Raw genomic sequence first — 12,970 nt, 5'->3', positions numbered from 1 at the left:
GCCGCGAAGTTTAGTGGGCTAAATGAGCCGGCGAGAAACGCCGCATCGCGGCAACGCGGCTCGCGTTGAAACGGTAACAGACCCTACGTTGAGGCATAATCTGCCGCCAGCTCTTCCAGCGTGAACCCGCATGACGCCGCTCAAATACCTTCAGGGTTACCCCGCCTCGCTCCAGGAGCAGGTGCGTCAGCTGATCGCCGGCGAGCGCCTGGGCGATTACCTGGCGCAGCGCTATGGGGGCCGCCATGGGGTGCAGAGTGACAAGGCGCTGTATGCCTACGTGATGGCGCTCAAGCAGGCGCATCTGAAGAATGCGCCGGCCATCGACAAGGTGCTGTTCGACAATCGCCTCGACCTGACGCACCGCGCCCTCGGCCTGCACACCACGGTTTCGCGGGTGCAGGGTGGCAAACTCAAGGCCAAGAAGGAGATTCGTGTCGCCTCGCTGTTTCGCGAGGCGGCGCCGCAGTTCCTGCAGATGATCGTGGTGCACGAGCTGGCGCACCTGAAGGAAAGCGATCACAACAAGGCGTTCTACAAACTCTGCGAATACATGCTGCCGGACTATCAGCAACTGGAGTTCGACCTGCGCCTGTACCTGACCTGGCGCGACCTGCAGTCGAATACGCCGACGTGATGCCGCAGGTGCGGTTCAGTACGCCTCAATGATCTCGTGATGCTGTGAGCGGCCGGCAACGTTCAGCTCGATCTCGTCACCGACGCGCCGCCCGAGCAGGCGCTGGCCTAGCGGCGCATCGGGGCTGAGCACCAGAATCGTGCGCTGCTCGACCTGCACCTTGATCGCCGCCCCCTCCGGGCCGAGAAACAGCCATTGCTGCTGATCGCTGTCGTCTGCCAGTAACACCAGGCTGGTCAGTCGAATGCCTTGGGCGTCGTCGTAGGCGCGCACCTGCAGCTGACGCCAGACGCGCAGCCGCTGGCCTATCTCTTCCACGCGGCGCGCTTGCCCGGCAGCCAGATAGGCCGCCTCAAGCCCGAGCGTGTCGTACTTGTTCTCGGCGATATTCTCTTCGTGGGTGGCCGTCTCATGGGCGACCCGCGCGGCCTGTTCAGCCGCCTGCAGCTCGACGCCAAGCCGCTCGACGACCTGCTGCACGATAGGTTGCTTATCCATGGGACTCAGGCTCCGTGCGTGATTTCTCGCGGTTCTTGAGCAGGTGTGCCGCCAGCGTGCGCAGTGGGCCCAGCTGCCGGGCGATGAGCGAGAGCTGGGTCTGCACCAGTCGCTGGGTATCATCCAGATCATCCGGCATCTGCTCCAGGCAACTGGCGAGGTGCTCCTCGTGATCGCTCTGGATGGCCACCGGCGTCTGCTCGTTCAAGCCGCGGGCGATTTCGTCGAGGCTGTCGGCCAGGCGCAGGGCGCTGGCTGGCAGCTCGTTCTGTTCATCGGCCAGCAGCGCCTCGCCACGGTGCGCGCCAAGGCCCGACAGGTAGCTGAGCAGGGTGTGCGAGAGCACCAGAAAGCGGAAGCCGATATCCGCCTCCTTCCGAAAGTGCCCGGGCTCCATCAGCATGTTGCCCAGAGTGGTCGACAGCGCCGCATCGGCGTTGTGGGCGTTGCGCCGGGCCAAGCGATAGGCGAGGTCGTCGCGCTTGCCTTCGGCGTACTGGCGCATGATCTGCCGCAGGTAGGTGCTGTTGCAGCTCAGGGTATTGGCCACCACGCGATTGAGCCGGCGGCCCTGCCAGTCCGGCAGAATTAGGAACACCGCCAGGCCAGCGATCAGGCTGCCAAGCAGGGTATCGAACAGGCGCGGCAGGATTAGCCCGTAGCCGTCACCCACTTGGTTGAAGCAGAACAGCACCAGCAGGGTGATCGCCGCCGTGGCCACGGTGTAGCGACCCGAGCGGGTGGCGAAGAACACCACGCCGGCGGCGACGGCGAAGAACGCCTGGATCAACTGGGCCGGGAACAGATCGATCAGCGCCCAGCCCAGCAGCAGCCCCAGCACGGTGCCGATGATGCGCTGCACCAGCTTCAGGCGGGTGGCGCCGTAGTTGGGTTGGCAGACGAACAGGGTGGTGAGCAGAATCCAGTAGCCCTGGGTCGGGTGGATCCAGTGCAGCACGCCATAACCGGCAGCCAGAGCGATGGACAGGCGCAGGGCATGGCGGAACAGCAGTGAGGTAGGCGTGAGCTGCAGGCGGATGCGCTCCCAGACGTCACGCAGTGATTGCGGTTCGCGGTCGAGCAGGGTGCTGTCCTGCTCCTCGGCCAGGGCATCGGGGTTGCTGGCGCTACTCAGCAGGCGGTCGAGGGTGCCGAGGTTGCCGGCTAGCGCACCGAGTGAGCGCAGCAGGTGTTTCCAGGCCGGGTTGCTCTGGATGCGCAGATGTTCCAAGGATGCCTGCAAGTCGGCCTGGGCATGGCTGTAGTGCTCGCCATATTCGAATGGCTGGCGCAGCTCGATGGCCTGGGCCAGGGCATGGCAGGCCTTGCCGTGCAGGCGCAGCAGGCGCTGGCAGCGAAACATCACGTCGCTGTGGAAGAAGGCTTCGGCCAGGGCGTTGTAGGGATAGTGCGAGGAACTGGCGCGCTCATGGATGTCCTGGGCGAGAAAATACAGCTTCAGGTAGCGGCTGACCTTGGGGCCGGGGCGGCCGTTGCCGACCCGGTGCAGGATGATTTCCTTGGTGGCGTTGAGGGCTGCCACCACCCGGCCATTCTGCTTGGCCAGCGCCAGGCGCCGGGATTCCACGTCCAGCTGGCGCAGGGGTTCGAACAGCGCGGCCTTGAGCTTCAGGTACAGGCCCAGTTCGCGGAACAGCCGGGCCAGACTCTGTTGCACCGGCTGGTGGGCGAACAGCGCATGCCAGAGCACCGACAGCACCCCATACCAGGCGGCCCCCGCGACCAGCAGCAAGGGCTCCAGCCACAGGCCGGCGACGCCGCCGCGCTGCTCCACGCCGATCATGCTGTATACCGCCAGAATCAGCGTGGCCGAGCCGAGGGTGGCGAAACGCTCGCCGAGGGCGCCGAGCATGGTCAGAAAAAACGCTGACAGCGCCAGGGCGCTGACAAACAGCCAGGGGTAGGGAAACAGGAATTCGACCGTATAGGCCGCGGCGCTGAAGCAGCCCAGGGTCACCAGCAGGGCGGTGAGCCGGCCCTGCCAGCTGTCGTCGGTTTCTGCCAGGGCACTAGCAATCACCCCGAGGAACAGCGGAATCAGGCTGTGCATCCAGCCCTGATGCCAGCACAGCGCCAGGGCACCACTGAGGGCGATGAACACCCGCAGGCTGTAGCTGAACTTGTCCAGTGCCCAGAGGCGGCGCAGCGAGTGGCGCAAGGAGGGGGACAGCATCCGGGTCGCGACCTTTAGCGGGGAAAATGACTGACACGCAGTTCAGCGCGGCGTTTCGATTGTGCCTCGCCTGCATCGTTCAGTGCGAGAGGCGCTTTCGTTGCTGGGGGCGTGCATTACGCAGCCGATGCTGGACGCCGGCCCTGCGCGGCGGGTCACCGCGGCTGAACTCTGTATGCGCCGCCTGGCTCCAAGATCTATCCATTGCCCATCGGCGCCGGCAAGCGGCCGCCGTGATTCGACAGGAGCGCCCCATGATCGACCTCCATTACTGGACGACCCCCAACGGCCACAAGATCAGTATCTTTCTCGAGGAAAGCGGTCTGGATTACAACGTGCATCCGGTGAATATCGGTACGGGCCAGCAGTTCGAACCGGCATTCCTGAAAATCGCCCCGAACAACCGGATTCCAGCCATCGTCGACAATAACCCCAGCGATGGCGGTGAGCCGATCTCGGTGTTCGAGTCCGGGGCGATTCTCGAATACCTGGCCGACAAGGTCGGCCGCTTCATGCCGCTGCAGCCGCGCTTGCGTGTGCAGGTTCAGCAGTGGTTGCACTGGCAGATGGGCGGATTGGGGCCGATGGCCGGGCAAAACCATCACTTCGTGCGTTTCGCCCCGGAGCAGATCCCCTATGCGATCGACCGCTACGTGAAGGAAACCGCGCGCTTGTACGGCGTACTGGATCGCCAGCTCGAGGGGCGCGAATACGTGGCCGGTGACTATTCGATTGCCGACATGGCCATTTATCCCTGGGCCAAGGGCTGGGAGTTGCAGCGCCAGCGTCTGGAGGATTTCCCAAATATGGCCGCCTGGCTGGCGCGCATGGGCAAGCGTCCGGCGGTGCAACGGGCTTATCAGGTCGCCGAGGCCATTGGTCAGCGCCCCGAAGAAGTGCTGACCAGCGAGGCGCGCAAGGCACTGTTCTGAGGTGCCGAACCTGGGGTGGCGTCTGTCACCCCAAGTGCAGGTCTGCGGCCGCTAATGGGCGGCCGAGCAGATAGCCCTGCACGTAGTCGCAGCCCAGCTGGCGCAGGTGCTCCAGCTGTTCGCTACGCTCCACGCCTTCGGCGAGTACCTTCATGTCCATGTTATGGGCAAGGGCAATGACTGCGTGGGTGATTGCCAGGTCATCCTTGTCGTGGGGCAGGCCGGCGACAAAGCTCTGGTCGAGCTTGAGCTTGTGCACCGGCAGGCGTTTGAGGCGGGCGAGGGAGCTGTAGCCGGTGCCAAAATCATCGATGGCCAGGCGCACGCCGAGGCTGCGCAGGCGTTCCAACAGGGCCTGGGCCTGATCCGGGTCGTCCATCACCGCGCTTTCGGTGACTTCCAGCTCCAAGCAGTCAGCGGGGAGGCCGGTGTCGGTCAGTACCTGGGCGACCCGTTGATCGAGTTCGCCGCGGCTGAACAGGCGGCTGGAAATATTCACGGCAACGAACTGCAGGCTGCGCCCGGCACTGCGCCAGGCGACCATCTGCCTGCACGCTTCTTCGAGTACCCAGGCATCGATGGCGCTGATCATGCCGCTGTCTTCGGCAACCGGAATGAACTCGCCTGGCGGGACCAGGCCGCGCTGCGGATGCTGCCAGCGCACCAGCGCCTCGACACCGATCATGCGATTGTCGCCCAGACAATGCAGGGGCTGGTAGTGCACCCGCAGTTCGCCGTTCTCGAGGGCATGGCGCAGGCCGGCGATCAGTTCCACACGCTGGCGGGCATACTCGGTCTGTTCCTGATCATAGAAGGCAAAGCCCTCGCGGCCGCTGCTCTTGGCCTTGAACAGTGCCGAGTCGACGTTGCGCAGCACCTCATCGACCGTGCGCGCGTCCTCCGGGTACAGGCAGATACCTGCGCTGGCCGAGATGAACAGCTCCTGACCATCGAGCAGGAACGGTGCGTGCAGGCAGTCGATCAGTGCCTGCGCCAGGTGCGCCGCCTGCTCGGCCTGCGCGCAGTCCTCGGCGAGGATGGCGAACTCGTCGCCGCCCAGGCGCGCCAGGGTGCTGCCGCTGCCGAGTTGCCTGGCAAGGCGCTCGCCGGTGGCCTTGAGCAGCAGGTCGCCGACGTTATGGCCAAGGCTTTCGTTGATGTGCTTGAAGTGATCCAGATCCACCACCAGTACGGCGCCGCGATCCGCGTCGCGCTCGGCGCGCTGCAGGGCATGCTCGACCCGTTCGCTGAACAGCAGTCGATTGGGCAAGTTGCTGAGGGGGTCATGATGGGCGAGGTGGTCGAGTTCGCGCTGGGAATGCTTGAGCACGCTGATGTCGGAGAACACCGCAACGTAGTGGCTGAGCAGGCCGTGGTCGCCGTGAATGGCGCGAATGCACTGCCATTGTGGGTAGATTTCGCCGTTCTTGCGGCGGTTCCACACCTCTCCGCTCCAGATCCCCTGAGTCTGCAGGGTGTGCCAGAGGTTCTGGTAGAACGCGGCGTCGTGGCGGCCGGATTTCAGCAGGGTAGGATGCTTGCCGAGAATTTCCGCTTCGCTGTAGCCGGTGATTCGGCTGAACGCCGGGTTGATGTGCACGATGGTCTGCCTGGTATCGGTGACCAGCACGCCTTCCTGGGTCGACTCGAATACAGCGGCCGCCTGGCGCAGGCTGTCGGCGTCGGCCCGGCGCTGGGTGATATCCCTGACCGTGCCGATGAACCGCTCGGGTCGCCCCTGGCCGTCAACCTGCAAGCGCCCGCGCGACATGACCCAGCGGTAGCTGCCGTCACGGTGACGCAGGCGGTAGCTGTTCTCGTAGGGGGTGTCCTGGCTTGCCTGCATCAGCGTATGCAGCGCCCGTTGATAGGCGGGGCGATCGTCAGGATGCAGCAATTGCTGCCACTGATCGCGGCCGGTGCCCAGGTCGCCGTCTGCCAGGCCCAGCAGTGCGTGATAACCCGGCGAGTAATAGATGCTCTGGCGGCGCAAGTCCCAGTCCCAGAGTCCGTCCTCAGTGGCTGACAGGGCCAGGCTGAGGCGCTCTTCGCTGGCGCGTAGTGCCTTACCGATGCGTACCTGGCGATGCAGGTGTCGGCTGATCGTCACGTACAGCAGTGCGCCGGTCAGCAGGACGAATACCAGGCCTTTCCACACATGGGCCTGCTCCGTCTGTCGGGCCGTCAGGTCGAGCGATGCCAGCAGCATGTCGCTCGCAACGATCCACAGGGCTGCCGCCACCAGGTAGGTCAAAGTCAGGCGCAATGCGCCCTGGCGAGTGTTCATAGGCAAATTTACGGTTTGCTTGTCTCGTGTGCGGAACTTGGCTGGGATTACCCTTGTAACATCCTTAGCCAAAAGACCAAGTGGTTTTCCAGCAGTTGATGTTGATAATGGTGGAGCGGCATTCAAGCCGCGTCGCTTTTTCTCTGCAAGAGGTACCTCTGCCCATGTGGTACAACGGTTTTCTCGATTTGCCTGTCTGGCAACTCATCATCGTCACCCTGCTGATGACACACGTCACCATCGTGGCGGTCACGGTCTATCTGCACCGTTACTCGGCGCACCGTTCCCTGGAGCTGAACCCTGCGCTCAAGCACTTCTTCCGTTTCTGGCTGTGGATGACCACAGGCATGAATACCCGCGAGTGGACGGCAATTCACCGCAAGCATCACGCCAAATGCGAAACCGCCGAAGACCCGCACAGCCCGGTGATCAAAGGGTTGGGCACGGTAATGCGGCAGGGCGCCGAGTTGTACGCCGAAGAGGCGAAGAACCAGGATACCCTGCGTATATATGGCAAGAACTGCCCCGACGACTGGATCGAGCGCAATGTCTACTCGCGGTTCCCGATCGGCGGCGTGTCACTGATGCTGGTCATCGACGTGCTGCTGTTCGGTGCCCTGGGACTTACCGTCTGGGCCGTGCAGATGATCTGGATTCCCTTCTGGGCCGCCGGCGTCATCAACGGCCTCGGCCATGCCATTGGCTATCGCAACTTCGAATGCCGTGATGCGGCCACCAATCTGGTGCCCTGGGGCATCATCGTGGGTGGTGAGGAGCTGCACAACAACCATCACACCTATCCCAACTCGGCCAAGCTGTCGGTCAAGCGCTGGGAGTTCGATATGGGCTGGGCGTGGATCCAGCTGTTCAGCTTTCTGCGCCTGGCGAAGGTGCAGCGTGTTGCGCCGATCGCCCATCGGGTGCCTGGCAAGGGCATTCTGGACATGGATACCGCCATGGCGATTCTCAACAACCGCTTCCAGATCATGGCCCAGTACCGCAAATTGGTGATCGGCCCGCTGGTCAAGCAGGAGCTGGCCAAGGCCGACGAATCGGTACGCCACCAGTTCCGGCGTGCCAAGCGCCTGTTGTCGCGCGAGCCGAGCCTGCTGCAGGACAAGCAACAAGTGCATATCGATGCCATGTTGGCGCACAGCCAGGCGCTCAAGGTGATTTACGAGAAGCGCCTGGCACTGCAAATGATCTGGGCACGAACCAGCGCCAATGGTCATGACATGCTCGAGGCTATCAAGCACTGGGTGCAGGATGCCGAGGCCAGTGGCATCCAGTCGCTACGCGACTTCGCCGAGCAACTGAAGACCTATTCCCTGCGCCCTACGGCAGTGTGATCCAGCGCACAAAGCTGGTTGGGCGGTGAACCGTCGACTGCACCCACGGTCATAGCTTTGACCTGGTTGCCCCTCTGAAAGCCCGCCATTCGGCGGGCTTTTTCGATCTCGCTGGCAACCCTAATCTGCTTAAAGGGCCAAGCTTCTGGATCGGTATATGGATGAACTCGCTGCGCTCGACCTGGAGGAGCTGACCCTCGCATTGCTGCACAGCCGTGCCGAGGGCACCCGCCTGCGCGAGCGTGAGCAATTGTTCAGTACCTTGTTGGGCAGCGTGAACGCGGTGCTCTGGGCATTCGACTGGGAGTCTCAGCAGATCATCTATGTCAGCCCGGCATACGAGCTGGTATTCGGTCGGTCGGCCGGTTTGTTGCTGGCTGATTATGGCGAGTGGCTTAACAGCATTTACCCGGACGACCTGGAATATGCTGCCGAGAGCATGGCCAAGGTGCTGGAAACCGGCGCTGTCGAAGCTCGCGAATATCGAATCATCCGCGCCGATGGCGAGATCCGCTGGCTCAGCGACAAATGCTTCATCGGCCGGCAGAGCGAGAGCCAGGCGACGCCGATCATCTTCGGCATTGCCGAAGACATCACCGAGAAAAAGCAGCTTGAAGGTGAGTTGCATCGCCTAGCGACCACTGACGTGCTGACCCAGAGCAGCAATCGCCGGCACTTCTTCGAGTGCGCGCAGAGCGAATTCGAGCTGGCCCGCACCCATGGACAGCCGCTGGCCTTTCTGCTTCTGGACCTGGATGACTTCAAGCACATCAACGACAGCTACGGTCACCAGGTCGGCGATCAGGTGCTGCAGCAGCTGGCCAATTGCGCCAGCTCAGTCTTGCGTCGGGGCGATCTGTTCGGACGAATCGGTGGCGAGGAATTTGCCGCGTTGTTTCCGGGCTGTGAGCCGGAACTGGCCGCGCAGATCGCCCAGCGCCTGCAGCGCGAGATCCAGCGACTGTCGTTCAACCACGAAGGCACCACTTTCGGCATTACCGTCAGTCAGGGCCTGACCACCTTGCGCAGTGGCGACCCGGGCCTCGATGTGCTCTATGCGCGGGCAGATGCGGCGATGTATCAGGCCAAGCGACAGGGCAAGAATCAGATCGTAACCAGCTGATCTGGCGGAAATTCGCCTTTTTTCGCCGTCGCCTGGGCGGATAATCGCTCATTTTTGCTGATGAGCGAGCACCACTTCTTCTCTCTTTCCCAGTAACATATTGAAATGTTGGCTGTTATGCGACTTTGGTCGTCCATGGCACATAACCTGCTGTGCTAAATTCAACCAGCAGCGGCCCAGCAGTGGCTGAAAATAATAATGCCGAGAGTCGAACGATGTCCTTTGCCTGTCGCTTCAAGCAGACCAAACTGATTCACCTTTACCCTTAAGTTTTCGTATTGCCGTCCGAGTACCTGTGGCGCCTTCCGGCTGCCTGGTAGCTGACGGCCGTACCCGAATTCGGCTGGCTGCGCGCCTAGAAGGCGGCATCCTCCAGACCGATGTGCAGCACCCATAAAAGAACAGAACACTGGAGAGATCACGATGAAAAAAGCTTCCCTGGCGCTGGCCGTAGCCGCCGGCACTCTGGGCCTGACCCTGGGCAACGTTGCCAACGCTGCCTTTATTGAAGACAGCACGGCCAAGCTGGACCTGCGTAACTTCTACTTCGACAACGACAACCGTGAAAGCCAGGGTGATGTAGGCGTTGGCGCTGCCCATAGCGGTCAGGTTCGTGAGTGGGGTCAGGCATTCCAGCTGAACCTGCAGTCGGGTTTCACTGAGGGCACCGTAGGCGTTGGTGTTGACGCAATCGGCCTGCTGGGTGTGCGTCTGGACGGTGGCGGCCGTGCAGGCAAAGCTGGGCAAGATCGTACTCCGAGCGCCCTGTTCCCGCTGGAAAGTGACGGCAGTGCCCGTGATGAGTTCAGCAGCATGGGTCTGACCGGCAAGATCCGTTTCTCCAAGACCGTAGCTCATGTCGGCACCCTGCAGCCGAAGCTGCCGGTCGTGACCTTCAACGATGGCCGTCTGATCCCGCAGACCTTCGAGGGCGCGCAGATCACTTCCAACGAAATCGACAACCTGACCCTGGTTGCCGGTCAGCTGGAGCATGCCAAAGGCCGTACCTCCAGTAACGCCGACTCGCTGGCTATCGCTGGCGCCGGTGCAGGTGCCGACAGCAACAAGTTCTACTACGGCGGCGCTGACTACAAGATCAACAAGGATCTGCTGGTTCAGTACTACTACGGCAACCTGGATGACTTCTACAAGCAGCACTTTTTGGGTCTGACCCATACCCTGGCGCTGGGCGCTGGCTCGCTGAAATCCGACCTGCGTTACTTCGACACCAGTTCTGATGGCAAGAATGGTAGTGCTGCTGGTCGTGCCGATGGCTACATCGGCAGTGGATACTGGAACGGTGGTCGTGGCAACTCCGATTTCGGCGAGGTCGATAACCGTACTTGGAGCGCCATGTTTACCTACAGCCTGGAAGGCCACGCGTTGAGCGCCGGCTATCAGCAGGTTTCCGGTGACAGCAACTTCACCCAGCTGAACCAGGGCTCTATCCCGGGTCAGGGTGGTGCCACCACTTACCTGATTACAGATCGTCAGATCACCAACTTCGGTCGCGCTGGCGAGCGTACCTGGATCACCCAGTACGGCTACGATTTCGGCAAGATCGGCGTGCCTGGCCTGACCGCCAACGTGCTGTACATGAAAGGCGACAATATCAAGTCGGCTGACGGTGACCTGAAAGAGTGGGAACGCGACCTGACCGTCAGCTACGTGCTGCAGGAAGGTGCCATGAAAGGCCTGGGCTTCGCCTGGCGTAACGCTTCCCTGCGCAGTGAGGCTGCCGCTGATACCGATCAGAACCGCCTGATCGTCAGCTACAGCATCCCGCTGCTCTAAGGCGGCCTAATGAGCCGCACTACGCGGCGGCCCATTAAATGCAAAAGCCCGGACTGGTTCCGGGCTTTTGCTTTTCTGCCGAGTGTTGCTCTCAGCGCGTGCTGGTGGCCGGCTGCTGCTGGGTGATGCAGTGAATATTGCCGCCGCCGAGCAGGATTTCCCGGCCCGGAACCATGACTACGCGGTGCTCGGGGAACAGGCGTTCTAGAATGGCCTTGGCTTCCGGATCCTTGGGGTCGTCGAAACGGGGCGCCACGATGCCGCCGTTGACGATCAGGAAGTTCACGTAGGAGCCGGCCAGACGCACCTGCGGGCTACGCTCCTGGCTGCCGAGTACGCGATCGACGCCAGCGCATTCTTCTTCCGTGGCGTAAAGCGGGCCCGGGATCGGCATCTTGTGCACGGTCAGCTTGCGGCCTTTGGCATCGCGGACATCTTCCAGCACGGCCATGGCCGCCTGGCAGCGGGTGTAGTTGGGGTTCTCCGGATCATCGGTCCAGGCCAGCAGCACTTCGCCCGGGCGCACGTAGCAGCAGAAGTTGTCCACGTGGCCGTCGGTTTCGTCGTTGTACAGGCCATGGGGCAGCCAGATCACGGTATCGATGGCCAGGTGATCGGCCAGCATCGCTTCGATCTGTTCGCGATTCAGGTGCGGGTTGCGGTTATGGTTGAGCAGGCATTCCTCGGTGGTGATCAGGGTGCCTTCACCATCGACATGTATCGAGCCGCCTTCGAGCACGAAGCCTTCGGTGCGGTAGCGGTCGCAGCCTTCGATGCTGAGAATCTTGCTGGCCACCTGATCGTCGCGCAGCCAGGGGAAATACAGCCCGCCTTCGAAGCCGCCCCAGGCATTGAAGCCCCAGTCCACGCCGCGCAGTTCGCCCTGGGCGCTGGTCACGAAGGTCGGGCCGGTGTCACGCACCCAGGCGTCGTCGGTGGTCATTTCCACAACGCGGATGCGCTCGTGCTGCAGGTGTGCGCAGGCATTTTCGTACTGCGCGGCCGATGCGCAAACGGTCACCGGCTCGAATTCGGCGATCGCCCTGGCAACCGCTGCGAATGCGTGCTGAGCGGGCTTGCCGCCCAGGCGCCAGTTGTCCGGGCGCTCTGGCCAGACCATCCATGTCTGGCTATGGGGTTCCCATTCAGCCGGCATGCGAAAGCCGTCGGCACGGGGCGTGGAGGTCAGCGTGGTCATTGGATAGCTCCTTGGCGCGAGATCTGTGGTTCAGGAGGCGAGTGAGCCGTCCAGGGTTTTCAGGGGAGCGTAGAGCTCGGGGCGGCGATCCCGGAATGTGCCCCAGGCGCTACGCACCTGCTCCAGCTTGTCGAGGTCGAAGCTGTGCACCCGCACGCCTTGCTCGCCCTCGCCGAGCTCCTCGACCTTCTCGCCAAACTGGTTGGCGATGAACGATGAGCCGTAAAAGCCGATGCTGTAGCCATCCTGCTCTTCCAGGCCGATGCGGTTGCTGGCGATCAGCGGCATCAGGTTGGCCCCGGCATGGCCCTGTTGCACACGCTGCCAGTGGTCGCGCGAGACGATGCTGGCATCGTGGGGCTCGCTGCCAATGGAGGTTGGGTAAAACAGCATTTCGGCGCCCAGCAGGGCCATGGCCCGCGCGCTCTCGGGAAACCATTGATCCCAGCAGATGCCGACACCGATTGTGGCATAACGGGTATTCCACACCTTGAAGCCGGTGTCTCCCGGATTGAAGTAATACTTTTCGTGATAACCGGGGCCATCAGGGATATGGCTTTTGCGATAGATACCGAGGTTGCTGCCGTCGGCATCGAGCACGGCGACGCTGTTGAAGCGTGCCCGCCCGGCCAGCTCGTAGAAGCTGATTGGCAGTACCACCTGCAATTCCCCGGCGAGCGCCTGGAAATGCCTGATGGCCGAGTTGTCGTGCACCTCGGTAGCCAGTTGCAGGTAATCCGCGTTGGGCTTCTGGCAGAAATAGGGTGTTTCGAACAGTGCCTGCAGCAGGATGATCTGCGCACCACTGGCGGCAGCCTCGCGTACCTGCCTGTCGGCATTGGCAATGTTGCTCGCGCTATCCCAGGAGCAGGCCATTTGCGTGGTGGCCACGGTAACAGTGCGGGACATGAACGACCTCCTGAGAGCGTGGAGCAGCACAGATTGACCCTGGCCGTCG

General features: G+C 62.4%; 10 protein-coding genes. 5 read left to right on the top strand and 5 right to left on the bottom strand.

Features of this window, described 5'->3' with window-relative positions; translation table 11 throughout:
- The first annotated feature begins 130 nt into the window (after positions 1 to 130).
- A complete protein-coding gene (locus BM154_RS14965) occupies positions 131 to 637 on the top strand; it encodes a M48 metallopeptidase family protein (protein WP_074885630.1) in 507 nt (168 codons plus the stop codon).
- Positions 638 to 652: 15 nt separating this feature from the next.
- On the opposite strand, the gene BM154_RS14960 is transcribed toward BM154_RS14965, so the two are convergent.
- Positions 653 to 1,135: a GreA/GreB family elongation factor gene (locus BM154_RS14960; protein WP_074885627.1), complete on the bottom strand. Its 483-nt coding sequence runs from the start codon at positions 1,133 to 1,135 to the stop codon at positions 653 to 655.
- Positions 1,128 to 3,329, bottom strand: coding sequence for a YccS family putative transporter (gene yccS / locus BM154_RS14955; RefSeq protein ID WP_074885624.1), 2,202 nt, complete (start codon positions 3,327 to 3,329; stop codon positions 1,128 to 1,130). The genes BM154_RS14960 and yccS overlap by 8 nt, the downstream gene beginning before the upstream one ends.
- A gap of 254 nt (positions 3,330 to 3,583) precedes the next feature.
- On the opposite strand from yccS, the gene BM154_RS14950 reads away from it, so the two are divergent.
- Positions 3,584 to 4,261: a glutathione S-transferase N-terminal domain-containing protein gene (locus BM154_RS14950; RefSeq protein WP_074885621.1), complete on the top strand. Its 678-nt coding sequence runs from the start codon at positions 3,584 to 3,586 to the stop codon at positions 4,259 to 4,261.
- A gap of 25 nt (positions 4,262 to 4,286) precedes the next feature.
- Here the strand turns inward: BM154_RS14950 and BM154_RS14945 are convergent, their stop codons facing one another.
- A complete protein-coding gene (locus BM154_RS14945) occupies positions 4,287 to 6,548 on the bottom strand; it encodes a putative bifunctional diguanylate cyclase/phosphodiesterase (RefSeq protein WP_074885619.1) in 2,262 nt (753 codons plus the stop codon).
- 164 nt (positions 6,549 to 6,712) lie between these two features.
- On the opposite strand from BM154_RS14945, the gene desA reads away from it, so the two are divergent.
- From desA to BM154_RS14930, 3 genes are all read left to right on the top strand, one after another.
- Complete coding sequence (desA, locus tag BM154_RS14940) at positions 6,713 to 7,897, top strand: delta-9 fatty acid desaturase DesA (protein WP_074885617.1); 1,185 nt, start codon at positions 6,713 to 6,715, stop codon at positions 7,895 to 7,897.
- Positions 7,898 to 8,054: 157 nt separating this feature from the next.
- The gene (locus tag BM154_RS14935) at positions 8,055 to 9,020 is read left to right on the top strand and encodes a GGDEF domain-containing protein (RefSeq protein WP_074885616.1); all 966 of its coding nucleotides are present in this window, start codon (positions 8,055 to 8,057) and stop codon (positions 9,018 to 9,020) included.
- A gap of 423 nt (positions 9,021 to 9,443) precedes the next feature.
- Entirely contained in the window at positions 9,444 to 10,814 is a 1,371-nt protein-coding gene (locus tag BM154_RS14930; RefSeq protein ID WP_074885614.1) for an OprD family porin, read from the top strand.
- Positions 10,815 to 10,905: 91 nt separating this feature from the next.
- Here BM154_RS14930 and aguA read toward each other — a convergent pair whose 3' ends face one another.
- Both aguA and aguB read right to left on the bottom strand, forming a co-directional pair.
- Positions 10,906 to 12,012 carry an agmatine deiminase gene (gene aguA / locus BM154_RS14925; protein WP_074885611.1) on the bottom strand — a complete coding sequence of 369 codons (1,107 nt, stop codon included), beginning with the start codon at positions 12,010 to 12,012 and terminating at the stop codon, positions 10,906 to 10,908.
- 30 nt (positions 12,013 to 12,042) lie between these two features.
- The gene (aguB, locus tag BM154_RS14920) at positions 12,043 to 12,921 is read right to left on the bottom strand and encodes an N-carbamoylputrescine amidase (RefSeq protein ID WP_074885609.1); all 879 of its coding nucleotides are present in this window, start codon (positions 12,919 to 12,921) and stop codon (positions 12,043 to 12,045) included.
- Between the last annotated feature and the right edge of the window lie 49 nt (positions 12,922 to 12,970).

It is taken from the genome of Phytopseudomonas argentinensis, assembly GCF_900113905.1.
Lineage (GTDB): Bacteria > Pseudomonadota > Gammaproteobacteria > Pseudomonadales > Pseudomonadaceae > Aquipseudomonas > Aquipseudomonas argentinensis.
This window is presented reverse-complemented; position numbering and strand designations above follow the sequence as displayed.

What these genes read in the sequence shown, in the direction of transcription:
- BM154_RS14930 (WP_074885614.1), top strand. Translation starts at nt 9,444, where the DNA reads ATGAAAAAAGCTTCCCTGGCGCTGGCCGTAGCCGCCGGCACTCTGGGC.
- BM154_RS14960 (WP_074885627.1), bottom strand. Translation starts at nt 1,135, where the DNA reads ATGGATAAGCAACCTATCGTGCAGCAGGTCGTCGAGCGGCTTGGCGTC.
- aguA (WP_074885611.1), bottom strand. Translation starts at nt 12,012, where the DNA reads ATGACCACGCTGACCTCCACGCCCCGTGCCGACGGCTTTCGCATGCCG.
- desA (WP_074885617.1), top strand. Translation starts at nt 6,713, where the DNA reads ATGTGGTACAACGGTTTTCTCGATTTGCCTGTCTGGCAACTCATCATC.
- aguB (WP_074885609.1), bottom strand. Translation starts at nt 12,921, where the DNA reads ATGTCCCGCACTGTTACCGTGGCCACCACGCAAATGGCCTGCTCCTGG.
- BM154_RS14965 (WP_074885630.1), top strand. Translation starts at nt 131, where the DNA reads ATGACGCCGCTCAAATACCTTCAGGGTTACCCCGCCTCGCTCCAGGAG.
- BM154_RS14935 (WP_074885616.1), top strand. Translation starts at nt 8,055, where the DNA reads ATGGATGAACTCGCTGCGCTCGACCTGGAGGAGCTGACCCTCGCATTG.
- BM154_RS14950 (WP_074885621.1), top strand. Translation starts at nt 3,584, where the DNA reads ATGATCGACCTCCATTACTGGACGACCCCCAACGGCCACAAGATCAGT.
- BM154_RS14945 (WP_074885619.1), bottom strand. Translation starts at nt 6,548, where the DNA reads ATGAACACTCGCCAGGGCGCATTGCGCCTGACTTTGACCTACCTGGTG.
- yccS (WP_074885624.1), bottom strand. Translation starts at nt 3,329, where the DNA reads ATGCTGTCCCCCTCCTTGCGCCACTCGCTGCGCCGCCTCTGGGCACTG.